This window comes from Streptomyces griseoviridis, from assembly GCF_005222485.1.
Lineage (GTDB): Bacteria > Actinomycetota > Actinomycetes > Streptomycetales > Streptomycetaceae > Streptomyces > Streptomyces hintoniae.
Genome location: NZ_CP029078.1, coordinates 3479509 through 3502488, shown reverse-complemented (window position 1 = coordinate 3502488; position 22980 = coordinate 3479509). Strand labels below are relative to the sequence as shown.

Annotated in this window: 19 protein-coding genes and 2 tRNA genes; 8 read left to right on the top strand and 13 right to left on the bottom strand. The window is 72.1% G+C overall.

Going from position 1 to position 22980, the window contains the following annotated elements; genetic code table 11:
- Positions 1-39: 39 nt before the first annotated feature.
- From DDJ31_RS14690 to DDJ31_RS14675, 4 genes are all read right to left on the bottom strand, one after another.
- On the bottom strand, positions 40-1977 hold the full coding sequence (locus DDJ31_RS14690; RefSeq protein WP_127179839.1) for a kelch motif-containing protein: 1938 nt from the start codon (positions 1975-1977) through the stop codon (positions 40-42).
- A complete protein-coding gene (locus DDJ31_RS14685; protein ID WP_127179840.1) occupies positions 1974-3953 on the bottom strand; it encodes a glycosyltransferase family 2 protein in 1980 nt (659 codons plus the stop codon). Before DDJ31_RS14685 ends, DDJ31_RS14690 begins: the two co-directional genes overlap by 4 nt.
- A gap of 308 nt (positions 3954-4261) precedes the next feature.
- Entirely contained in the window at positions 4262-5068 is an 807-nt protein-coding gene (locus DDJ31_RS14680; protein WP_127179841.1) for a FadR/GntR family transcriptional regulator, read from the bottom strand.
- Positions 5069-5182: 114 nt separating this feature from the next.
- Positions 5183-5256 (bottom strand) — tRNA-Lys (locus DDJ31_RS14675).
- Positions 5257-5575: 319 nt separating this feature from the next.
- On the opposite strand from DDJ31_RS14675, the gene DDJ31_RS14670 reads away from it, so the two are divergent.
- From DDJ31_RS14670 to DDJ31_RS14655, 4 genes are all read left to right on the top strand, one after another.
- Positions 5576-7048 (top strand): peptidoglycan-binding protein, encoded by a 1473-nt coding sequence (locus tag DDJ31_RS14670; protein ID WP_431028048.1) that lies wholly within the window; start codon positions 5576-5578, stop codon positions 7046-7048.
- A gap of 107 nt (positions 7049-7155) precedes the next feature.
- Positions 7156-8268 (top strand): SPFH domain-containing protein, encoded by a 1113-nt coding sequence (locus DDJ31_RS14665; RefSeq protein ID WP_127179843.1) that lies wholly within the window; start codon positions 7156-7158, stop codon positions 8266-8268.
- 219 nt (positions 8269-8487) lie between these two features.
- Positions 8488-9093, top strand: coding sequence for a lytic polysaccharide monooxygenase auxiliary activity family 9 protein (locus DDJ31_RS14660; RefSeq protein ID WP_127179844.1), 606 nt, complete (start codon positions 8488-8490; stop codon positions 9091-9093).
- Between the two features lie 127 nt (positions 9094-9220).
- The gene (locus DDJ31_RS14655) at positions 9221-10876 is read left to right on the top strand and encodes an AMP-binding protein (protein WP_127179845.1); all 1656 of its coding nucleotides are present in this window, start codon (positions 9221-9223) and stop codon (positions 10874-10876) included.
- Here DDJ31_RS14655 and DDJ31_RS14650 read toward each other — a convergent pair.
- From DDJ31_RS14650 to ehuB, 6 genes are all read right to left on the bottom strand, one after another.
- Positions 10842-10915 (bottom strand) — tRNA-Lys (locus DDJ31_RS14650). The two genes, DDJ31_RS14655 and DDJ31_RS14650, sit on opposite strands and share 35 nt — an antisense overlap.
- Positions 10916-11014: 99 nt before the next feature.
- A complete protein-coding gene (locus DDJ31_RS14645) occupies positions 11015-11782 on the bottom strand; it encodes an IclR family transcriptional regulator (RefSeq protein WP_127182788.1) in 768 nt (255 codons plus the stop codon).
- Between the two features lie 128 nt (positions 11783-11910).
- Complete coding sequence (gene ehuA / locus DDJ31_RS14640) at positions 11911-12681, bottom strand: ectoine/hydroxyectoine ABC transporter ATP-binding protein EhuA (RefSeq protein WP_127182789.1); 771 nt, start codon at positions 12679-12681, stop codon at positions 11911-11913.
- Between the two features lie 34 nt (positions 12682-12715).
- Positions 12716-13369 (bottom strand): ectoine/hydroxyectoine ABC transporter permease subunit EhuD, encoded by a 654-nt coding sequence (gene ehuD / locus DDJ31_RS14635; RefSeq protein WP_127179846.1) that lies wholly within the window; start codon positions 13367-13369, stop codon positions 12716-12718.
- Positions 13369-14037, bottom strand: a complete 669-nt coding sequence (gene ehuC / locus DDJ31_RS14630; RefSeq protein WP_127179847.1) for an ectoine/hydroxyectoine ABC transporter permease subunit EhuC — start codon at positions 14035-14037, stop codon at positions 13369-13371. The genes ehuD and ehuC overlap by 1 nt, the downstream gene beginning before the upstream one ends.
- Positions 14034-14960 carry an ectoine/hydroxyectoine ABC transporter substrate-binding protein EhuB gene (gene ehuB, locus DDJ31_RS14625; protein WP_127179848.1) on the bottom strand — a complete coding sequence of 309 codons (927 nt, stop codon included), beginning with the start codon at positions 14958-14960 and terminating at the stop codon, positions 14034-14036. Before ehuB ends, ehuC begins: the two co-directional genes overlap by 4 nt.
- A gap of 196 nt (positions 14961-15156) precedes the next feature.
- On the opposite strand from ehuB, the gene DDJ31_RS14620 reads away from it, so the two are divergent.
- Positions 15157-15651 carry a DUF3830 family protein gene (locus tag DDJ31_RS14620; RefSeq protein WP_127179849.1) on the top strand — a complete coding sequence of 165 codons (495 nt, stop codon included), beginning with the start codon at positions 15157-15159 and terminating at the stop codon, positions 15649-15651.
- Here the strand turns inward: DDJ31_RS14620 and DDJ31_RS14615 are convergent.
- Both DDJ31_RS14615 and DDJ31_RS14610 read right to left on the bottom strand, forming a co-directional pair.
- Positions 15632-17023, bottom strand: a complete 1392-nt coding sequence (locus DDJ31_RS14615; protein ID WP_127179850.1) for an amidase — start codon at positions 17021-17023, stop codon at positions 15632-15634. The two genes, DDJ31_RS14620 and DDJ31_RS14615, sit on opposite strands and share 20 nt — an antisense overlap.
- A gap of 22 nt (positions 17024-17045) precedes the next feature.
- Positions 17046-18017, bottom strand: coding sequence for a D-2-hydroxyacid dehydrogenase (locus DDJ31_RS14610; protein WP_127179851.1), 972 nt, complete (start codon positions 18015-18017; stop codon positions 17046-17048).
- A gap of 232 nt (positions 18018-18249) precedes the next feature.
- Here DDJ31_RS14610 and DDJ31_RS14605 point away from each other — a divergent pair, with 232 nt between their 5' ends.
- The 3 genes from DDJ31_RS14605 (at position 18250) to DDJ31_RS14595 (ending at position 21036) form a co-directional block, all read left to right on the top strand.
- On the top strand, positions 18250-19038 hold the full coding sequence (locus tag DDJ31_RS14605; protein WP_127179852.1) for a maleate cis-trans isomerase family protein: 789 nt from the start codon (positions 18250-18252) through the stop codon (positions 19036-19038).
- Complete coding sequence (locus tag DDJ31_RS14600; protein WP_127179853.1) at positions 19035-19751, top strand: maleate cis-trans isomerase family protein; 717 nt, start codon at positions 19035-19037, stop codon at positions 19749-19751. The genes DDJ31_RS14605 and DDJ31_RS14600 overlap by 4 nt, the downstream gene beginning before the upstream one ends.
- Positions 19752-19911: 160 nt before the next feature.
- The gene (locus DDJ31_RS14595; RefSeq protein ID WP_431028054.1) at positions 19912-21036 is read left to right on the top strand and encodes an LLM class flavin-dependent oxidoreductase; all 1125 of its coding nucleotides are present in this window, start codon (positions 19912-19914) and stop codon (positions 21034-21036) included.
- Here DDJ31_RS14595 and DDJ31_RS14590 read toward each other — a convergent pair.
- Positions 21015-22847: a putative bifunctional diguanylate cyclase/phosphodiesterase gene (locus tag DDJ31_RS14590; RefSeq protein ID WP_127179855.1), complete on the bottom strand. Its 1833-nt coding sequence runs from the start codon at positions 22845-22847 to the stop codon at positions 21015-21017. The genes DDJ31_RS14595 and DDJ31_RS14590 overlap by 22 nt on opposite strands.
- Positions 22848-22980 lie beyond the last annotated feature (133 nt).

Genomic DNA, 22980 nt, shown 5'->3' with positions numbered 1-22980 from the left:
GGCGAGCCGCCGTCACCCCGCGCCCCCGGCGTCATCGCGTCACGGCACCCGCACCCACTGCGCCTCGCTGGGGGTGCCCCGGTCGTCGTCGACGAACAGCATGTACCAGCCGGACTGCACCAGGTTCTTGTTCTTCGGCACGGTCACCGTGATCTTGTCGCCGGCGACCTCGAAGTCCAGCGCGATCGACCGCTGGTCCACGTCCGTGACATGCGTGGAGGCGCTCGGCTTGATCAGCCGCACCTTCTTGACCTCGGACGCCTGGGGCGAGGAGAACGTCCCCGATCCGCCGCGCGCGATGGTCCGCGGTCCCCCCGACAGCGTCGGCCGCGCGTCCCGGTACAGGTACGGTGGGGTGTAGATCTCGATCCGCTGCTCGAACTTGCCCGGCTTGGTGTTCGCCTTGTCCGCGTACAGCGGGTCGGACCCGAAGAACATCACCCGCCCGTCGGGCAGCAGGATCGAACCGGAGTGGTAGTTGCGCCCCACCAGCGGGTCGGCGACCCGGTCGAAGGTGTTGGTGTCCGGGTGGTAGAGCCGCGCCTGGAGGATGTTCGAGTCGCCGCGCCCCCGGTAGTCCTGGGAGCCGCCCGACACCAGCACGGTGTCGTCGGGCAGCACCGACGACTGCGGGTACCTGGTGCCCTTCTCCAGCGTCGGCCCGTCCACGAACTCCGGGTCGCCGTCCTTCATGTCGATCAGCCGGGTCTTCGCGCTGGAGAGCGCGGACTCGCCGACCCCGCCGCCGCCGATCACCATGTACGTCTGGTTCTGCGCGGGCGGCAGCAGCACCGTCCCCGACGTCTCCAGCCGGTCGGCGTCGCTCAGCCCGGACAGCTTCTCGAACTTGTTGCTGTCGACGTCCCAGATGCCGGGATCGCGCCCCACGTTGTCCGGGCCGTACCCGGCGTTCGAACCCGAGTAGAAGATCTTGCCGTTCTCCATCAGGAACAGCGCCGGGTAGGTCGGGAACTGCCGGACGGTGTCCGTGTACGTCCACTTCTTGGTCTTCGGGTCGAAGACCTCGTTCTTGCCCGGCACCAATTGGCCGATGTCGTCGAGGCCGGAGACGCTGAGGACCTTGCCGTCGCTCAGGGTGGTGAGCGTCGGGTACCAGCGGGCCTCGTTCATCGGGTCGACCTTGATGTACTTCTCGGCGACCGGATCGAACTCGTAGGCGTCCCTGATGCCCTGGAAGTCCTTCTTGTCGAGCGCCAGCTTCTGCGCGATGCCGTACGTGTTGCGCGCCTCGGCGCCGCTCAGCCCCTGCACCCGGTAGTTGTCCTGGGTGCCGGTCTCGTACTTGGTGCCGCGCTTCTGCGCCTCGACGTAGATCCGGCCGAGCCCCGGGTCGTTGCGCAGGAACGCGCCGGTGGCCGGGTCGAACACCTTCTTGGCGCGCGGCACCAGGACCGGGTCCTTGGAGACGAACGTCCTGCCGTTCTCCTTGCCGGTGAACTTGGTGCCCGCGGGCAGCGTGATCGGCTTGTCCGGGTTCTCGTTGTGCACCACCATCAGGCCGCCGGCCTTGGTGACGTCACCCTTCAGCTTCTCGTACCGCTTGGTGCCGCCCGCGATCAGCAGATTGCCGTCGGCGAGCTGGGTGTGGCCGGTGCAGAACAGGTCGGCGGGGGTCGGGACCTTCTTGATGGTGCCCTTGACCGGGTCCCAGATCCGGGTGTCGAACTTCTTCGCGTCGAAGTTCTCCTGGTTGTTGCCCGACCCGGCGATCATCAGCACCTTGCCGGTGCGCAGCAGCGCCGCGTGGATGGTGTCCTGGCGGTACTGCTGAGGGAACTCGACGATCTGCCAACGGCCGTTGGCCGCCTTGTACTCCGGCTTGTCGATCTTGTACTGGTGGTATTTCTCGGTCCCGAAGCGGTAGAGCCACGGGCCGTTCATCCCGGCCAGCGCGAGCACCACCGCCGTGCCGATCGCGAGTCGACGGGCCCGGCGGCGGCCTGCACGGTCGTTCATTCCTTACGTCCCCCAAGTCCACCAAGGGCGATCTGCATGGTCTGTTCGTTCGTCTCCCCGGCGCCCCCGCCGCCGGCCCAGCCGGGCCGCGGCGCGCCGCCCTGCTGCGCGGGCAGCGGCCTGGTGGCCGTCGGATCGGGTGCCGACGGCGCCGAGGGCGCCCCGGGCGGCACGGGCGGCCGTTTTCTCGCCTGCCTCATGCCGTGCCGCCAGGCGAAGATCGGCGCCGCCGTGATCAGCATGGCGAAGACCGCCCAGACGACCATGGCCGGATGGGAGTGGCCGAGGACGAAGCCGGCGGTGATCGAGCCGCCGAAGACCAGGATGAAGAACAGGTGGATGCGGAAGGTCCCGAAGAGGGTGTCGGGGCTCGCCGAGTCGCCCTTGGGCGTCACCACGAACGAGCTCTTGCGGCGCAGCACCGCGTCCATCAGCGAGCGGGCGTAGATCGGCGCCGACAGCGCCGACATCACCATGCCCGCGACACCGCCCGAGCCCTCCGGCTCGTGCGGTGAGACGTTGTGCCTGCGGTTCCACACGTACAGGCCGATCTGGAGCGCGGACGCGTTGCCGTACAGCATCAGCCAGACCGTCGGGTCGATGTCCACACCCGAGGCGCCCAGACCCAGGAACAGCGCGCAGCTCAGCGCCGCCAGAATCCAGTTGAGGGCCGACATCGGGTAGAAGATGATCATCATCGTGTAGTTGAACAGCTTGGCGGGCGGCAGCGAGTACCAGCCCTTCCAGTACTGCTTGAGGATCGTCTCGTACGTCCCGCGCGACCAGCGCAGCTGCTGGGTGAAGAAGTCGGTCCAGGCGTTGGGGCCCTCGCCCACCGCGAGCACGTCCGGGGTGTACACCGAGCGCCACTTGCTGCCGGTGGCCGGGTTGGTGGCGCGGTGCATCTCGAAGCCGGTCGCCATGTCCTCGGTGATCGAGTCATACAGCCCGCCGATCTGCTTGATCGCCTTGATCCGCACGGCGTTGGACGTGCCGACGAACATCGGGGAGCCGTAGCGGTTGCCCGCGCGCTGGATCAGCGCGTGGAAGAGGAACTGCTGCGACTCGGCGGCCTTGGTGACGAAGGTGTCGTAATTGCCGTACACCTGCGGGCCGATGACGAAACCGACGTCCGGGTCGCGGAAGAAACCAAGCATCCGCTCCAGGTAGTTGGGCATCGGCACATGGTCGGTGTCGACGGAGGCGAAGAAGTCGTAGGCGTCGCCGTGCGCGTCGAGCCAGGCGTTGTAGTTGCCGTGCTTCGTCTTGGCGCGGTGCGGGCCCTTGGCCTGGTTCCACTTCGCGACGCCCTTGCGGGAGAAGTGGTGCACCCCGAGGCGGGCGCAGACGGCCTTCACCGCGTCGTCGTCGCCCTCGTCGAGCAGCCAGACGTGCATCAGGCCCCGGTGGCGCAGTCGGACGGCGGCCTCCAGGGTCTTGGTCACCATCTCCAGCGGCTCCTTGCCGGGCACGAAGGAGGTGAGGAACGCCACCCGGGTGCCGGTCTCGGGCACCACCGGGATCGGGTCGCGGGCGACCAGCGTCGCGTGCGCGTTGGAGAGCACGTTCATGCAGCGGAAGAACTCGATCAGGCCGATCGAGACGAGCATCACGATGTCGAGCGCCGGCAGCCAGGAGAAGGCCGGGTAGTCGCGTTCGGTCCAGTGCTCGGGCTGGAGCAGCCACGCGAGCAGGATCAGCGAGAGCAGCGGCGCCGCGCCCAGCATGAGGGCGGCCCGGATCCGGTGCGGCTCCTGCGACAGCAGCGAGCGGTACTGCACCCGGTACGGCTTGTTCGGGTCCGGCTGGGTGAGGGGGCCCGCGAGCCGGCTGTAGTGCTCGTAGTCGTATTTGGGCAGCGCCTTCTTTATTCGGCGGAACGTCCCGGTCTGGCCGTTCTGATGGGACGGCACTCTCAGCTGGGTGGTCTGTGACGGGTCGAAGTCCTGTCCGGCGCCCGTCGGCGTCGACGTCATGAGTCATCCCCCCACACGCAGGTCAGCGCGTGTTCGTGTCGTTTCCTCACGTCCGCGTGGAGTCCCCCTCGACTCTTCACGTACGTATCAGTGACAGGCCGCGGTCATCACAGAGTCCTCACCAAGGACACGCGATCGCGACCTTCCGGTTGCATGATGCCTCCCTGGGCACCGAGTCGCGAACAGGGCCCCCTCTCCCCGCGACCACGGCAACCCGGCGTCCGCCCGCCAAATGCCCCCCACCGGCGGCGGCTTGCGACCAGGGTTCTACGGCGCTCCGCGTGATCGCAAGACGCGAAACGCGGTGTTCACCGGTCATGCGCACTCCGTGTCCCCCCTCCTGCCGCACCGGTCCGCGCGGCCCCCGCGGTCCGTGAGATCCCTCCCGGCCCCGGCGGGTTCCGCGGTTCCCCGTGCGGTGTGCGTGACGAGTCTGGCCGGGGTGCGGTCAGCCGGGCGCGGATGTTGCCGAAGTGCTCCCTTATGGCCGCCTCCGCCTGTACGGAGTCCCCCGAGCGGACCGCGTCGAGGATGTCTTGGTGCTGCCCGCACGTCACCTCCGGGTCCTGCGGCGCCCCGCCGAGATCGGTGCGGACCCGGTGGAACGCCTCCCAGAACGCCTCGAGGACCTCGCCGAGCAGGGCGTTGTCCAGCCCCCGGTAGAGGGTGGCGTGAAAGGCGCGGTCGGTGTCCGCGAGGCCGTCGCCTCCGTGCGCGGCCTGCCGTTCCATACGGGCGACGAGCGCGTCCAGTTCACCGAGGTCCCGTTCCGGCAGCCGGCCGGCCAGCCGGGAGATCAGCCCGGTCTCCAGCGCCTCCCGCAGTTCGAGCAGCTGGAGCAGGCTGTCCTCGCCCCGGTGGTGCCCGGCGACGGTACGGAAGGCGAGCCCCTCCACCATCGGGGCCAGCGACATGGCGCCGACATAGGTGCCGAAGCCGTGCCGGATCTCCACGATGCCCATCGCCTGGAGGGCCTTGAGCGCCTCGCGCACCGAATTGCGGCTCACGCCCAGGTGCGCCATCAGCGCGGGCTCGGTCGGCAGCGGGGCGCCCGAGGGCAGCCTGCCGTCGACGATCAGCTTCTTGATCCGCTCCTGGAGCTCACGCGCTGACATGGCCAGAGGGTATCCGGCCAAACGGGAACGGCCGCGCCTTCCGGACAGGGTCCCGGGACAGGGTTCCCGGACACGCGAAAGGCCCCTCGCTGCTGCGAAGGGCCTTCGTTGTCGTGCGCCGCCAGGGACTCGAACCCCGGACCCGCTGATTAAGAGTCAGCTGCTCTAACCAACTGAGCTAGCGGCGCCTGCTGACGTGAGAACTCTACCCGACCCGCGAGGGTGCTCAGGACCGCCGGGCGCCCCGCGCCTTCCCCCGGCGGGCGCCGTGACCTGGGCGCGTACATCATTCGGACCGTCAACATGCGCGTCCGGAAGACAGTTGGGAAACTGGTCGACGTGCACCGGCGCGGAACTGTCGATCGGGAGTGTGAGGGGAATCGCATGGAGACTCCGGTATTCGAGGAATTCGATCCCGCGAGCGATTGCGATTGCCCCGGATGCGTTCACTGGCGGCGTGTCGCGCCGTATTCCCCGGGGGCCAGGAACCCGGCCGCGCACCGGGCCGTGATCGTCGCGACGGCGGCCACCGCGCTGCTCGGGGCCGGCCACGCGGTGCCCGCCGTCGCCGCCCCGCACGCGCCGCACCGGCCGGGCCTGCCCGCGGCCGACGAGCCGGACACCCCGCAGGGGAGCAGGGCGCCGCTGCACGGCACCGGCGGCCGTCCGATCAAGGGGAACGGCCCCGTGAAGGCTCCGGCGACCACCCGGGCCGAGGTCATCAACCGGGCCAAGAAATGGGTCGCCGCGCAGGTTCCCTACAGCATGGACGCCTACTGGTCCGACGGTTACCGGCAGGACTGCTCGGGGTTCGTGTCGATGGCCTGGAACCTGCCGGGAAACGAATGGACGGGCAGCCTCGATCAGTACGGCGTCCGTATTCCAAAGGAGGAACTCCAGCCCGGCGACATTCTGCTGTTCCACAATCCGTCGAACCCGGAGAAGGGGTCGCACGTCGTCCTTTTCGGCGGGTGGACGGACTACACGCACACCGCTTACACCGCCTATGAGCAGACCCGTCCGCGTACCCGCAAGCAGTCCACTCCTTACGCCTACTGGAGCAATTCGGAGCGCTATGTCCCCTACCGCTCGAAGGGGATCACCGCGGACTCGGCGGGCGCGGCGCCCGGCACCCCGGGCCTCCCGGCGCCCGGTACGCCGTTCCCCGGGGCGTCGTCCTTCGGCCCCGGCGCGAACAACCGGCACGTCACCGAGCTGGGCCGGATGCTCGTCGCGCGCGGCGGTGGCCGTTTCTACACCTCGGGTCCCGGCCCCCGCTGGTCGGACGCGGACCGCAGGGCGACCCAGGCGTTCCAGCGCGCCCAGGGCTGGAAGGGCGCCGACGCCGACGGGCTGCCGGGCCCGGCGACCTGGTCGCTGCTGGTCAACGGCAAGGGCAAGGACATCCCGCCGGTCGCGTCGGGCCCCGCGGGCCCGTCGACCCTGTCGGTCCCGAGCCTGCCCCCGACCCCGACCCCGACCCAGGCGTCGACCCAGGTGACGCCCCCGGCCCAGACGCCGCTCCCGCCTCAGCCGGCGGCCCCGACCCCGCCGGCCACCTCGACCCTGCCCCCGAGCACGCCGGCGACCCCCGCGCCGGCGACCCCCGCGCCGACGCCCCCCACCGCGACGACCCCTTCGGCGACCCCACCAGCGACCCCTCCAGCGACCCTTCCCGCGACCCCTTCGGCGACCCCGTCCCCCTCCCTGACCCCCTCGCCCTCCGGGGCCGCCAAGGGCGTCCCCGCCTATCCCGGCCGGGGCATGTTCCGGCCGGGCGCCGACAACCCCCACGTCGCCAGGCTCGGCGCGCGGCTGGTGCAGAAGGGGTTCGGCGCCCACTACCCGAGCGGCCCCGGATCGCGCTGGACCGAGGCCGACCGCCGCAACGTCGAGGCGTTCCAGCGCTCCCTCGGCTGGCGGGGCGGCGCGGCCGACGGCTACCCGGGCCCCGAGACCTGGCGCCGGCTGTTCTCCTGACCGCCGGGCCGGCGTCCGCCCCCGAGCCACCCACGACCGTCCCCACCCCGACGACCCCTGACCGACTGTCTGTTGTGAAGCATCTGGCGCGGAGGCTGGAAGCACGCATGAGTACGACGACCACGTCACACACGCCCGAGTCGGAGGGGCCGGGGCGGCCCGCCCGGCTCATCCAGAACGAGTCCACCACCGAGATCCCCGTCCACCTCCTCTTCCGCGACGAGACCGAACCGGTCGCGGTCCCCCTGAAGCCCGCCGTGGTGGGCCGCAGACAGGGCACGGGTGAGCAGCCCCGGCTGCGCCGCCCGGCCCGTCCCGAGCCGCGCCCGGCGGCCCGGGTCGATCCGGAGCTGGCCGAACGCCCGGCCAGGGTGGTGCCGGGCTCGGCCGGGGTGCTCGCGGGCGCCTGCGGGGTCGCGGGCTGTGTGGCCACCTCCTGGTGGGCCGGGGTGCTGCCGCCGCTCGCCGTGCAGGCGCTGGAGCTGCCGGTGCGGGCGGGCGCGGGGCTCGGGCTCGCGCAGTGGGCCGCGTTCGCCGGGTCGGGGGCGCTCGGTCTCTTCGGGTTCGGCGGGCTGGCCCGCGGGCGGACCGGGCGGGCCTGGGTGCTCGGTCTGTTCGGCCGCTACCGGGGGACCGTGCGCAGGACCGGCCTGATGTGGGTCAACCCGCTGCTGCTGCGGCGCCGGGTGGACGTGCGGCTGCGGCACTGGCGCAGCGAGACGATGCCGGCCACCGACCGCAGCGGGGTCGCGCTGCGGGTCGTCGTCCTGGTGGTGTGGCGGGTGCGGGACACCGCGCGGGCCGTGCTGGGTGTCGAGGACCACGAGAGCTATCTGCGCGAGTGCGTGGAGGCGGGGCTCGTGCGGGTGCCGATGGCGGTGCCGGGCAGCGGCAAGGGCGTGGTCGAGGTGGCGGGGGACGCGCTGACCCGGCTGGTGGCGGCGGAGGTGGCGCCGGTCGGGGTGGAGGTGTTCGCGGTGCATCCGGTGCGGGTGGAGTACGCGCCCGAGGTCGCCGCGGCCATGAACCGGCGGCGGATCGCCGCGCTGGACGCGCAGCACCGGGCGAGCGTGCTGACGTCGGTGGTGGACTCGGTGGAGGACACCGTGACCCGGCTGACCGTGCGGGGTCTGGTGGATCTCGACGACTACGAGCGCAAGGCGCTGGTGAAGGACCTGACGGTGGCGTTCTGCGCGGGCCGGGGCGAGAACGGGCCGTGAGGGGGCGCCGGGGAGAACAGGGGGACGGATAGCACGGGCGGCACGGGCGGTACGGAGCGTGCGGGGAGGGCTGCGAGAGCGGCGGGGGGCGCGGGAGCCGGTGTGAACGGCATGGACATGCCCTCGTTATAGACAGCGTCAACGGTCGGCAATAACCTGGGACTTGGTCTAGACCTGCACTCTCACCGAACCTCCCCCACGTTCCCCAGGAGCGGCAGTATGCGTAGAAGGACCAAGATGTCAGCGGCCGTGGTCGGCCTCGCCACCGCGGGAGCCGTCGTGCTCTCCTCGGGCGGTGCCAGCGGCCACGGCTACACCGACCTCCCGATCAGCAGGCAGAAGCTCTGCCAGAACGGCACCGTCGCCAACTGCGGCAACATCCAGTGGGAGCCGCAGAGCGTCGAGGGCCCCAAGGGCTTCCCGGCCTCGGGGCCCGCCGACGGCCAGCTGTGCTCGGGCAACAACTCGCCCTTCGCGCAGCTCGACAGCCCGAAGACCCCCTCGGGCGGCGCCTGGCCCACCACCAAGGTGACGGGCGGCCAGAGCTACACCTTCCGCTGGCAGTTCACCGCCATGCACGCCACGACCGACTTCAAGTACTACGTCACCAAGGCGGGCTGGAACCAGAACCACAACCTGGCCAGGTCCGACCTCAACACCACCCCGTTCCTGACGGTGCCGTACAACGGCCAGCGTCCGCCCTCCACCCTCTCGCACAGCGGCACCCTGCCGAGCGGGCTGAGCGGCCACCACGTCATCCTCGCGGTGTGGACGATCGCCGACACGGCCAACGCGTTCTACGCCTGCTCGGACGTCACCTTCTAGATCCGCCGAGTGCGGGCCCGTGCGCGCCGGGAGGCTCAGTTCCGGCGCGTACGGGCGCACCCCTGGGCGGAACAGGTCCGGCTCCGGCCCTCCACATCTGACGCTCCGTCAACTACCGTGCGCGCCCATGGAGTCCACCGGACGCACGGTCGCCGAACTGGTCGCCCGTCAATGGCACGACCACCGGCCGGGGCTGCGCTGGGAAGACGGCACCCTCACCCACCACGAGGTCGCCGCGGGCGCCGCCGCCCGCGCCGCGCTCCTCGACGACCTGCTGCCGCCCGGCGCCGAACCCCATGTCGGCGTGCTGCTCGACAACACCCCTGAATATCCCCTGTGGTTGAGCGCCGCCGCCCTCGCCGCGGCCGCCGTCGCCGGGGTCAACCCCACCCGCAGAGGCCCCGAACTAGCCCGCGACATCCTGCACACCGCCTGCCCGGTCCTGATCACCGACCGGGCCCGGCTGCCGCTCCTGACCGGCCTCGAACTCCCCGGCGTCCGCGTCCTGGTGACCGGCACCGAGGAGTACGACGCCCTCCTCGCGCCCTACGCCGACGCCGTGCCCGACCCCTCCCGCGCCGCCCCGGGCGACCGGCTGCTCCTCTACTTCACCTCGGGCTCCACCGGCGCCCCCAAGGCCGCGCTCTGCTCACAGGGCCGTCTCGCCGCCGCCGGACGCTCCCTCGCCGACCAGTTCGCGGTGCGCGCCGACGACGTCCACTACGTCTGCATGCCGATGTTCCACGGCAACGCGGTGATCGCCGACTGGGCGCCCGCCCTCGCGGCGGGCGCCGGCGTGGCGCTGCGCAGGCGCTTCTCGGCGAGCCGGTTCCTCACCGACGTCCGGGCCCACGGGGCGACGTACTTCACCTATGTCGGGCGGGCCGTCCAGTACGTCCTGGCCACCGAGGAGCGGCCCGACGACCGGGACAACCCGCTGCGGCTCGGCTTCGGCACCGAGGCGGGCGCCGTGGACGCGGCGGCCTTCGAACGGCGGTTCGGGGTGCGCCTGGTCGAGGGGTACGGGTCGTCGGAGGGCGGCGCGGCCGTGCGGTGGGCGCCGGGCACCCCGGCGGGCGCGGTCGGCCCCGCGGGACCGGGGCTCGCCGTCCTCGACCCGGTCACCGGCGCCGAGTGCCCGCCCGCCGACCTCGACGCGGCGGGACGGCTGCGCAACGGCGATCTGGCGATCGGCGAACTCGTCAACCGCGGCCCCAACCCCTTCGAGGGCTACTGGCGCAACCCCGAGGCCGACGCCGAGCGGCGCCGCGACGGCCTCTACTGGACCGGCGACCTTTTCTACCGCGACCCGGCCGGCTACCTCTACTTCGCGGGCCGCGCCGACGACCGGCTCCGCGTCGACAGCGAGAACCTGGCCGCCGCCATGATCGAGAACATCCTGGCCCGCTACCCGGGCGCCACCGCCGTCGCCGTCTACGCGGTCCCCGACCCGGTCACCGGCGACCAGGTGATGGCGGCCGTCGCCGGAGCGTTCGCGCCGGACGCCTTCGCCGCGTTCCTGGACGCCCAGCCCGACCTCGGCACCAAGATGGCGCCCCGGTTCGTGCGGGTCGTCCCGCGGATGCCGGTGACCGCCACGAACAAGATCCACCGGGCCCTGCTGCGCCGCGAGGGCGTCCGCTGCGCCGACCCGGTGTGGTGGCGGCCACCGGGGGAGCGGGCCTACCGGCCGCTGACCCCCGAGGACGCCGAAGGGCCCCTCGTCACCACGAGGGGCCCTTCACCGGTGCGCCGCCAGGGACTCGAACCCCGGACCCGCTGATTAAGAGTCAGCTGCTCTAACCAACTGAGCTAGCGGCGCATGACTCTCGCCTCCCGCACTCGGCGGGCGGCGACAAGAAAAATAATACCCGGTCCCCGAGGGTGCTGCGGACCACCCCGGCGCCCCGGCGGGACCGGGTCAGTACGGCCTGATCGCCAGCGAGAGCAGCAGCCCGGCCGCGCCCCGGTTCAGAGCCTGGGCCGCCTCCCGCAGCCGGTGGACCTCCTCCACCGGCAGCGAGAGCCCCAGCGACCCCACCGAGGAACCCGCCGTGATCGGGACGGCCGCGCACACCGTGCCCACCGCGTACTCCTGGAGGTCGAGGTGCGGCACCGTCGGCGGCCGGTCCGCGAGCCGCGACAGCAGCAGCGCGTCACTGGTGATGGTCCGCGAGGTGAGCCGGGCCGGCCGGTGCCGGGCGAGATGGTCCCGCCTGGCCTCCGGGCCGAGCTGCCCGAGCAGGCTCTTGCCGACGGCGGTGGCGTGCGCGCAGAAGCGGAAGTCGACCCACTCGTTGACCGCGGGGGTCGTCGGGCCGTCCGCGTACTGGGTGATCCGCGCCTCGCCGTCGACGTACCGGCTCAGATAGACGGCCGCGCCCACCGAGTCCCGCAGCCGGTCCAGGGTGCGCTGGAGGTCCTCGCGCACCGCCTCGCCCCCGCCCCGCGCCGCGCCCAGCCCGCCGAAGGCCGCGCCCGTGACGTACGCGCCGCCGGCGACCTGCTCGACATAGCCCTCCCGGCGCAGCATCCGCACCAGGCCGACCACCCGCTCCTGGCCGAGGCCGGTGTGCCGGGCCACCTCGGACTCGGTGACCCCGGTGGTGTGCCGCGCCACCGCCTCCAGGACGCGCAGGGCGTCCTGGGCCGAGCGGTACGGCGCGGTCGGCTCGTTCCTCAGCGCCACGGTCTCCCCCTGCTGTCGCTGGGCGGCCATGCCCGCGGGGCGCGGCCGGGACGGCGGTCCCTCTCACGATAACCGGCAACCGGCCGGGAATGACCGGTGGTTGGCGTAATACCGGCACCCGGCGCCGGTCAGAGGACGGCGCTCAGGAACTGCCGGGTGCGCTCCTGGTCCGGGTCGTTGAAGATCTTCTGCGGCGGACCCGACTCGATCACCCGGCCCGCGTCGAACATCAGGACGTCGTCGGATATGTCCCGGGCGAAGCTCATCTCGTGGGTGACGCAGAGCATCGTGATGTCCGTGGTGTGCGCGATGTCCCGCAGCACGTCGAGCACCCCGGCGACCAGCTCCGGGTCGAGCGCCGAGGTCACCTCGTCGAGGAGCAGCACCTGCGGGCGCATCGCCAGCGCGCGGGCGATCGCCACGCGCTGCTGCTGGCCGCCGGAGAGCTGGGTCGGGAACTTGTCCGCGTGCTCGGTCAGCCCGACCAGTTCGAGCAGCCCGCGGGCCCGCTCCTCGGCCTCGTCGGCGGAGAGCCCGAGGACGTGCACCGGCGCCTCGGTGATGTTCCGCATCACCTTCATGTTGGGGAAGAGGTTGAACTGCTGGAACACCATCCCGATGTTCTTGCGGACCTCGCGGACGTGCTTCTCGCCGGCCGGCACCAGCTTCCCGCCGCGCTCCTCGTGCGTGAGGCACTCCCCGCCCACCCGGATGGTGCCCTCGTCGGGCCTCGCCAGGGTCATCAGCAGCCGCAGGATCGTCGTCTTGCCCGACCCGGAGGGGCCGATCAGGGTGACGTGCCTGCCGGAGGAGACGGTGAAGTCGAGCGAGTCGAGGACCGTGTTGCCGCCGAACCGCTTGGTGACCGCGTCGAAGCGGATCAGCTCGCTGCCGTCCACCGCGGGGTTGACGGTTTCTTTCGAGAGGCTGCTGTCAGCGGACAAGACGACGCTCCAGGACTCGCAGGAGGACGGACGTGGGGTAGGAGATGGCGAGGAACAGGAAGCCGACGACGGTGATCGGCTCCATGTAGTCGAAGGTGGTCGCGCCGATGCTGTTGGCCTGGAACAGCATGTCGCCGACGGTGATGGCGGAGAGCATCGGCGTGTCCTTGAACATGGCGATCACGTAGTTGCCGAGCGCGGGCACCACCCGGCGGAACGCCTGCGGCAGGATCACCGCGACCCAGGTGCGGCCGCGCGGCAGGCTCAGCGCGGTGGCCGCCTCCCACTGGCCGCGCGGCACCGCGTCGATGCCGGCCCGGTACACCTCGGCCGTGTACGTCGAGTAGTGCAGCCCGAGCCCGATCACGCCGGTGGTCAGCGGCCCGAAGCTCAAGCCCCAGCTCGGCAGCACGAAGAACAGGAAGAACAGCTGCACCAGCAGCGGGGTGTTGCGGACGAACTCGACGAGCGCGCCCACCGGCCAGGTCACCCAGCGGGTCGGCGAGCGCAGCGCGATCGCCCACACCAGGCCGAGCGCGAACGCCGCCACCGAACCGAGCAGCGTCGCCTGGACGGTGACCCAGAGCCCGTCGAGAAGCTTCGGCATGATGTCGCCGACGTACTCCCAGGACCAGTCGTTCATCAGCGGCCACCCCCGGCGAGGGAGGCGCGGCCGACCGACGCCTTGGCGCGGCGTTCGAGCAGCCGCATGACCCGGGTGACCACGAACGCGATCACGAAGTACATCACCAGGATGATCCCGTAGACCTGGGCGCTCTCACCGGTCGAGAGCCGGGCCAGCTTGGCCTCGAAGGTGAGTTCGCCGATGGACAGCAGTGAGGCCAGCGCGGTGCCCTTGAGCAGCTCGATCAGCAGGTTGTTGAAGGTCGGCATCATCTCCGGCACCGCCTGCGGCAGGATCACCTTCCGCAGCCGCTGCCAGGGCGAGAAGCTCAGCGCCACGGCCGCCTCGCGCTGCGCGGCGGGCACCGACTGGAGCGCCCCGCGCACCACTTCGGAGCCGTAGGCGCCGTAGCAGAGGCCGAGCGCCAGGGTGCCGGCCCACAGCCCGGCCAACTGCCAGCCGAGCAGCGGCAGCGCGAAGAACAGCCAGAACATGAGCACCAGCGCCGAGGTGCCGCGGAAGAACTCCACGTAGACCCCGGACAGGAAGCGCACGATCCACAGCCGCGAGGTGCGGGCCAGGCCGATGCCGAAGGCGAGGGCGGCCGCGAGCGCGGCGCTGTAGAGCGTCAACTGGACGGTGATCCAGGCGCCCTTGAAGAGGAGTTCCCACAACGGTCCGGTCATCGGGCGCAGAGCTCCTTCGCCGTGAGGTCCGTCATGAAGTCCTCGGTGAAGCCGAAGGGCTTCGCGATGCGCAGGAGTTCACCGCTGCGCTTCATCGCGTGCAACTCCCGGTTGAACGCGTCCCGCAGCGCCGTCTCGCCCAGCCGGAAGCCGTAACCGCCGCCGTCGCGCTGGGGTTTGCCGTTCACCTCGGGCGTGAACGGCTCGGTCATCCCGACCTTGGGGTGCTTGCCGGTGCGCAGCGCCTCGATCATGGTGACGGCGGTCCCGGCGAAGCAGTCGATCCGCCCGGCCTCCAGCGCCTCCATGCCGGCGATCTGGTCGCCGTAGGTCTGGATCCGGCTCTCCCGCACGCCGTTGGCGACGGCGAAGTCGTACTCGGCGTAGCCGACCCCGGTCGCCATCCGCAGCTTCTGGTCGGCGACGTCCTTGTACGAGGTGACGCGGTGCGGGTTGCCCTTCGGGACGAGGAAGGCGTCCTTCGACTCGTAGTCCGGGTCGGAGAAGAGGACCGCCTGACAGCGGGTCCTGTTGATGAACATGCCCGCGACGACCACGTCGAACTGGAACGACAGCAGTCCGGGGACGAGCGCGCCGAACTCGACGGGCACCGGCTCGAAGTCCCTGACGCCGAGCCGCCGGAATATCGTCCCGGCCACCGCCGGTGCCTCGCCGGTCAGTTGGCCCTGGTCGTCGATGGAGGCGTACGGCGGTTCGCTGGCTATGCCCATCCGGACGGTGCCGCGCTCCCGCAACTCGTCGAGCAACCGCCCGCCGTCGCGGGCGCCCGTCACATCGACCCGGGCGCAGCCCGCCGTGGCGCCGAGCGCGCCGGCCGCCCCCACCGCCAGACCGGCGAGCAGCGAGCGGCGGCGCGGTCTGTGGCCTGTTCCTGCTGAGGTGTTCCCCTGTCGTGGAGCCATGGGCGCGCGCCTACCCCGACCGCGCGTGCCCATGCCGATGATTTGCGGCCACAAAGCGCCTCCCGTCCCGCGGGTGCGCCCGGGTCACGCGTGGCCGCTCCCGGCGTGGGCAGCAAGAGACGAGTGGCCGGTACGGGACCGTGAAGGACCGCGTACGGCGCCACCGTTCGGACGTACGCATCTGCAAGGAGGGCACATGACCGACCGTCATATCGAAGTCTCCCTGGTCAGCCGGGGGGTCACCGCCACGGCGAAACTCCTCGACGACCGGGCGCCCGTCACCTGCGCGGCCGTCTGGGACGCCCTGCCGCTGGCGGGCGACGTCTACCACGCCAAGTACGCGCGCAACGAGATCTACGCCCTGTTCCCGCCCTTCGCCGACGCCGAACCGCCGTTGGAGAACCCGACCGTCACCCCGATCCCCGGCGACCTCTGCTACTTCTCCTTCGCCGGCGCCGAACTCGGCACCACGGCCTACGGATACGACCGCGAGGTCGAGGCCGGCACCACCCTCGTCGACCTGGCCCTGTTCTACGAGCGCAACAACCTGCTCATCAACGGCGACGTCGGCTGGGTGCCCGGCATCGTCTGGGGCCAGATCGTCGAGGGACTGCCCGAACTCGCCGAAGCCTGCAACGACATGTGGCGCACCGGTGCCGCGGGCGAGACCCTCAGCTTCCGCCGGCGGTGAACCCGGCCTCGTAGAGGGCGTGCGCCGCCCGCAGCACCAGGGCGTCCCGGTGCCGCGCGGCCACGATCTGCAGCCCCACCGGAAGGCCGTCCCCGTCCGTGCCGACGGGGACGGTCGCGGCCGGCTGCTGGGTCAGGTTGAACGGGTAGGTGAACGGCGTCCACCCCGTCCAGCGCCGCAGCCCTGACCCCTTCGGCACCTCCGCGCCCGCCTCGAACGCGGTGATCGGCAGGGTCGGCGTCACCAGCAGGTCGTACCGCTCGTGGAAGCGGCCCATCCGGCGGCCCAGCTCCATCCGGACGTCCACCGCCGCCAGATAGTCGAGGGCCGACAGCCGGGCGCCGGCCGCGCGGATCTCCCGCAGCCCCGGGTCGAGCAGTGCCCGCTGCGCCGGACCGAGCCGCTCGGTCACCCGGGCCGCCCCGGAGAACCACAGGGTGTGGAAGGCGTCCACCGGGTCGGTGAAGTCCGGGTCGGCCTCCTCGACGTACGCGCCGAGCCCCGCGAGCCGCTCCACCGCCCGCCGGACCGCGGCGGCCACCGCGGGACGCACCGCCACCTGCCCGCCGAGGGAGGGCGAGTACCCGACCCGCAGCCCGCGCACCCCGCCGCCGAGCGCCGCCGCGAACGACCCCGGCGCCCCGTCGAGCGCCGACCAGTCGCGGGCGTCGGGCACCCCGATCACGTCCAGCATCAGCGCCGCGTCGGCCGCGTCCCTGGTCATCGGGCCGACGTGCGCCAGCGTCCCGAAGGCGCTCGCCGGGTACAGCGGCACCCGGCCGTAGGTCGGCTTCAGCGCGAAGATCCCGCAGAACGCGGCCGGGATGCGCACACTGCCCCCGCCGTCCGTGCCGAGCGCCAGCGGACCCGCGCCCAGCGCCACGGCCGCCGCCGCGCCCCCGCTCGAACCGCCCGCGGTGCGGCTCGGGTCGTGCGGGTTGCGGGTGACGCCGTGCGCCGGTGAGTCGGTGACGCCCTTCCAGCCGAACTCGGGGGTGGTGGTCTTGCCGATGAAGACCGCGCCGGCCTCCCGCAGCCGCGCCACCGACGGCGCGTCCTCGTCCTGCCGGCCGCCGGGGACGACGGTCCGCGAGCCCTTGAGGGTGGGGGAGCCGCGCAGCAGGATGATGTCCTTCACGGTGACCGGCACACCGTCGAGCACTCCGGTCGGCTCGCCGCGCCGCCACCGTTCGGCGGAGTCCCTGGCCCGTGCGAGCGCCTCGTCGGGCAGCAGCCGCACGAACGCGTTCACCTCCGGCTGGACGCGCTCCGCCCGGTCGAGGGCCGCGCGGGTGGCGTCCTCGGGGCTGAAGTCGCCCTTGCGGTAGCCGTCGAGAAGGCGGGTCGCGGTCAGCTCGGTGAGGTCGGTCATCTGCACTCCAGCGTCCGGGGGTTCAGCGTCCGGGTACGTACCCGCGTTCCTTGTCCACCACGTTCACCAGCGCCCGGCCCGCCTCCCAGCGTTCGTACAACTCCAGGAACTGCGTGCCGAGTTCGTCCCGCCAGCCGACCACGTCCCCGCTCATGTGCGGGGACACGATCAGTCCGGGCAGCCGCCACAACGGGCTGTCCCCGCCCAGCGGTTCGGTCTCGAAGGTGTCCAGGGCCGCGCCCGCGATCCACCGCTTGGTGAGCGCCTCGGCGAGCGCGTCCTCGACGACCAGCGCCCCGCGTCCCACGTTCACGAACCGGGCGGAGGGCTGCATCACGCCGAACCTGCGGGCGTCGAACATGCCGCGGGTCTGCTCGGTCAGCGGCGCCGCCGCGATCACCCAGTCGGCGCGGGCGATCAGCCGGTCCAGTTCGTCGGGGCCGTGGATGCCGGTGTGCGGGGTGCGGCCGACGACCGCCACCGCGATGCCGAGCGCCTTCAGGGTGCGGGCGACGGCCCGCCCGATCGGCCCCGACCCGACGACGCAGGCGCGGGTGCCCGCCACCCGCTGCGACTCCCGGTGCCGCCAGGTCCGCTCCCGCTGGAGGTCGAGGGAGCGTGGCAGGTCCTTCGCCATGGCGAGCACCAGGGCCGCCACGTACTCGGCGATGGGCTGGTCGAAGACCCCGCGCGCGTTGGTCACCACCGTGTCGGACGCGGCGAGTTCGGGACACAGCAGATGGTCGACGCCCGCGCTCGCGGTGTGCACCCAGCGCGGCCTCGGGCCCTCGCCCGGCCAGGCGGAACGCACCGCCCGGGAGGTGAAGTCCCACACCAGCAGGACATCGGCGTGCGGGAGCCGGTCCGCGAGGGACGACTCGTCGGCGTGCTCGATCCGCGCCCGCCCGGTCAGCCGGCCGAGCCGGGGGAGCGGTTCGGCGTCGAGGACGAGCAGCGTGGGGAGCGGGGCGGCGGGGGCGCTTGGGTCACGCATACGGAAATTTTTCTCCGATGACGATCGGCCGGCGGGGTCGGCGCACCCGCCGTGACATGGGCGGACGCGGCAGGTGATGTCGATGGAACGCGGGCTTAACACAGGCGTCGACGGCGACGGATTGACCACGCTCGCACCCGAACCTACCTTCGTCAACACGGTCGTCGGGTACGGACCGTCGCCGACTCCTCTCTCCCCGTGAGGGTTTCCCTCCCCAAGGGCGGTGCCTGGTATGGACGTGAGCTTTCTCGGTGGCCCCCGGCCGCAGCGCGGTGTCGGGGTCGTGGCCCCCTTCGACTTCGCGCTCGACCGTGAACTGTGGCGCTGGGTACCGGACGACGTCTCCCTGCACCTGACCAGGACGCCGTTCGTGCCGGTCGAGGTCAGCCTCGATCTGGCCCGCCTGGTCAGCGAGCACGAGACGCTCGACGACGCGGTGCGCACCCTGACCGCCGTCGCCCCCGAGGTGGTGGCCTACGCCTGCACCTCGGGCAGCTTCGTCGGCGGGATCGCGGGGGAGCGCGCGATGTGCGCGGAGATGACCAGGGCCGGCGCGCTGCCGTCGGTCACCACCTCAGGCGCGCTCCTCGAAGCCCTGGAGTTCCTCGGCGCCCGCCGGGTGGCGCTGGTGACGCCCTACACGGAATCGGTCACCCGGTCTCTCGAGGCGTACGTGGCCGAAGCGGGCGTCGCGGTCACCGGGTGCGCCTTCATGGGGCTGACCCGGCACATCTGGAAGGTGCCCTACCGCGAGGTCGCCGACATGGCCAGGCGGGCCGTGCGGGGCCCCGCCGACGCCCTCTTCATCAGCTGCACCAACCTGCCGACGTACGACGTCATCCCCCAGCTGGAGGCCGAGCTGCGGATACCGGTGATCTCGGCCAACCAGGTGACGATGTGGGCCGCGCTGCGTCGACTGGGTACCCGGGCGGTGGGGCCCTATCAGGCGCTGACCGATCCGGCGGCGCGGACGGGCCCGGTACTGCCGCCCGAAGAACAGCAGCAGGAAGGCTCACCATGACGTCCCTCGGTTTTCTCTACCCCGGTCACTCGGCGGAGGACGACTACCCGCGCATCGAACAGCTCCTGGGCGCCGACATCCGCCTCGACGTGATCCACACCGACATCGGCGAGGACGCCCACCGCGTCGACGCGCTCCTGAGGATGGGCGCCCCCGAACGCCTCGCGGCGGGCGTCGGGGAGCTGCGCATGGCAGGCGCCGAGGCGGTGGTCTGGGCCTGTACGAGCGGCAGCTTCGTGTACGGCTGGGACGGCGCCCACGAACAGGTCCGCGCCCTCGCCAGGGAGGCGGGCATGCCGGCCTCCTCGACGTCCTTCGCCTTCACCAACGCGCTCCGCGAACTGGGTCTGCGCCGGGTCGCGGTGGCCGCGACCTACCCCGACGACGTGGCGGAGCTGTTCGCGGCCTTCCTGCGCGCCTCGGGCGCCGAGGTGACGTCGACCAGGGGCGCCGGGATCATCACCGCGGCGGAGGTCGCCACCTGGGGCGAGGAGGAGGTGCTCGCGCTGGCCACGGCGGCGGACGACGAGACGGCGGAGGCGGTCCTGCTCCCGGACACGGCCCTGCACACGGCGGCCCACCTCCAGACCCTGGAGAAGACCCTCGGCAAGCCGGTCCTCACCGCGAACCAGGTGACGGTCAGGGAGGCCCTGCGCCTGACCGACCGCAGGGTGAACGCACCGGAGCTTGGGACGCTGTTCACACGGCAGTAGTCTCCCGGTCCGGAAGGGGCCGAGCGGCCCGTCCGGCGTTCGAGGACAAGGCCGTCCAGGGCCGGAGAGGGGTCCGGGGGCACCGCCCCCGGCACCTCGCCCGGCGCCCCGGCACCCGGACCCGGCGCCACCGGTACGGCCCCTCCGGAATAAACGGAGTGTGCCTCCCGTTCTCGCGGGGAAGGACGACACTCCAGGAGGCCACACCGTGATCCGAGGCACCGCCCAGGGCGACGCCCCCGTCCCCCTCTCCGTACTGGACCTGGTCACCGTAGGGGCGGGCGGCACCGCCACCGACGCCCTGCGCACCAGCGTGGCGATCTCCCGCCTCGCGGAGTCCCGCGGCTTCCACCGCTACTGGGTGGCCGAACACCACTCCATGCCGGGCGTCGCCTCGTCGTCCCCCGCCGTGATCCTCGCCCACCTCGCCGCCCACACCAGCCGCATCCGGCTGGGCTCGGGCGGCGTCATGCTGCCCAACCACGCCCCCCTGGTGATCGCGGAGCAGTTCGGCACCCTGGAGGCGCTGGCTCCCGGCCGCGTCGACCTGGGCCTCGGCCGCGCCCCCGGCACCGACGGCGCCACCGCCGCCGCCCTGCGCCGCACCGACCGCCTGCACGAGGGCGCCGACGACTTCCCCGAGCAGCTCATGGAGCTGACCAGGTTCCTCGACGACGACTTCCCCGACGGCCACCCCTACCGCAGGATCCACGCGGTGCCAGGGCCGGTCCAGGCCACCTCGCCCGGTGGCGTGCAGTCCCCGAACCGCCCGCCGGTCTGGCTGCTCGGCTCCTCCGGCTTCAGCGCCAGGCTGGCCGGAACGCTCGGTCTGCCGTTCGCGTTCGCGCACCACTTCTCCGCGCAGAACACCGTCCCGGCCCTCGACCTGTACCGCGAGTCGTTCCGCCCGAGCGCCGTCCTCGACGCCCCCTACGCGCTGATCGGCGTCTCCGCGCTGGCCACGGACGACGAGCGGGAGGCCGCCCGCCAGGTGAAGGCGGCGGCGCTGAACATGATCAGGCTGCGCACCGGCCGTCCCGGTCTCGTCCCCACCCCGGCGGAGGCCGAGGCGTACGCGTTCAGCCAGGCGGAGGCCGACTTCGTCACGTCCTGGAACGCGAACGTCATCCACGGCACCGCCGACGAGGTCCGCACCGGCCTCGACGACCTGCGCAAGCGGACCGGCGCCGACGAGCTGATGATCACCGCCAACGCGCACGGCGGTGACATCAGGCTGCGCTCCTACGAACTGATCGCGGACGCTTACGGGTTGCCGACCACCTGATCCCCGCCGCGGGCCCGCCGGCCCAGCAGCCCGGGGATGCGGTCGGGCGGCACCGGCCGGGAGTACAGCCACCCCTGCCCGGTGTCGCACCCGATCCGCCGCAGCCGCGCGGCCTGCGCGGAGGTCTCCACGCACTCCGCGGTGACGGTGAGACCCAGCCGGTGGGCGAGCTGGATCATGGCCTCGACGACGACCTCGTCGGCCGGGTTCGGCGCGACCGCCGCCGCGGCCGCCTCGGCGGTGCCGTTGTCGCCCTCGTACTGGAAGCCGCGCACGAACGCGCCGTCCAGTTTGAGCACGGACACCGGGAGTCTGCTGAGGTAGGCGAGGTTGGAGTAGCCGGTGCCGAAGTCGTCGATGGCGATGCCCACGCCCATGTCGCTGAGGGCCTGCAACGCCTCAAGCGGCCGTCCCGCGGAGCCCATCACCGCGGACTCGGTCAGCTCCAGCTGGAGCAGCCGGGGCGAGAGCCCGGTCTCCGCGAGGGTCTCGGCGACGTCCGCCACCAGGTCGGAGTCCCAGACCTGGCGGACCGCGACGTTGACGCTGACGAACAGCGGGTCCCGCGGGTGCTCCAGCTGCCAGAGCCTGGCCTGCCGGCAGGCGGTGCGCAGCACCCAGCGGCCCAGCTGCACGATCGAGCCGTCCTCCTCGGCGAGCTGGATGAACCGATTCGGCGCCAGTACCCCGAACTCCGGGTGGTGCCAGCGCACCAGCGCCTCGACGCCCCGCACCCGTCCGTCCGCCATGCCCACGAGTGGCTGGTACTCGAGCACGAACTCACCGCGCTCGACGGCCGGGCGCAGGGTGGAGGCGAGCGCCTGACGGGTCATCCGGTGGGCGTTGCGCTCGGGGTCGAAGAGGGTCCAGCGGGCCATGCCGTCGGCCTTGGCCCAGTAGAGGGTGGTGTCGGCGGCCTGCATCAGGGCGGTCGGGGTGGTCCCGGCCCCGAGCCGTTCGACGACCCCGATCGACGCCGAGACGGACAGCCGCCGCCCGTCGAGGTCGAAGGGCGCCTGGACGGCCTTCAGCACGGACTCGGCGAGGTCGGCCAGCTGTTCGGTGCCGGTGGAGTCCTCGACCAGCAGCGCGAACTCGTCGCCGCCGAGCCGCGCCACCAGCGGGGCGGCCGGCCTGGCGTGCCCCGCCTCCTCGGCGCACCGCCGCAGCCGTTCGGCGACGGCGGCAAGCAGCCGGTCGCCGACCCGGTGGCCGAGCGTGTCGTTGATCGCCTTGAAGCCGTCCAGGTCCAGGTAGCACAGGCCGATCCGGCCGGTGCCGCCGTCGCCGTAGGAGTCGGCGTCCAGGGCGGTGGTCAGGCGTTCGAAGAACAGGGTGCGGTTGGGCAGCCGGGTCACCGGGTCGTGCATCTGCGAGTGCCGCAGCCTGGCCTGGAGTTCGTGGCTGGCGCTGACGTCGGTGACCGACAGCAGGACGCCGCCCGACTCGGCCGGCAGCGGGGTGACCGTGATCTGCGCCCAGACCGCCTGCCCGTCGGGCCGCTTCAGCCGCCGGGTGCAGCGCAGCCGGGCCTCCCGGCCGCCGAGCACCTCGTGGTACGCCTGCCAGGTGCGGGGGTCGGAGGCCAGGTCGACGAGGTCGGCGGCGACCCGTCCGGCCAGCGCGTCCGGCGCCTGGCAGAAGAGGGCGCCGAAGCCGTCGTTGGCCCGGACGACCAGGCCGTCGCGGTCCACCACCGCCATCGCGAGGGCGGCGGCCGTGAAGACGGACCGATAGATGGTGTCACTCTCTGTGACGGCGGACCGGTCGAGGTCTGCCGCGGGCGTCGGCCCTTCGGACGTTCCGCTCACCGCTCGCTCCCGCAGTGCCGCTCGATCTGTGTCCGTGCAGGAATGTGTCAGGAAAGTGTGCCGATCATAGAGGCTGGCCCCAGGGCCGTGCAGCCACTGTCCAGTGTCCAGGAGCATCCCTCCTTCCGGCAGA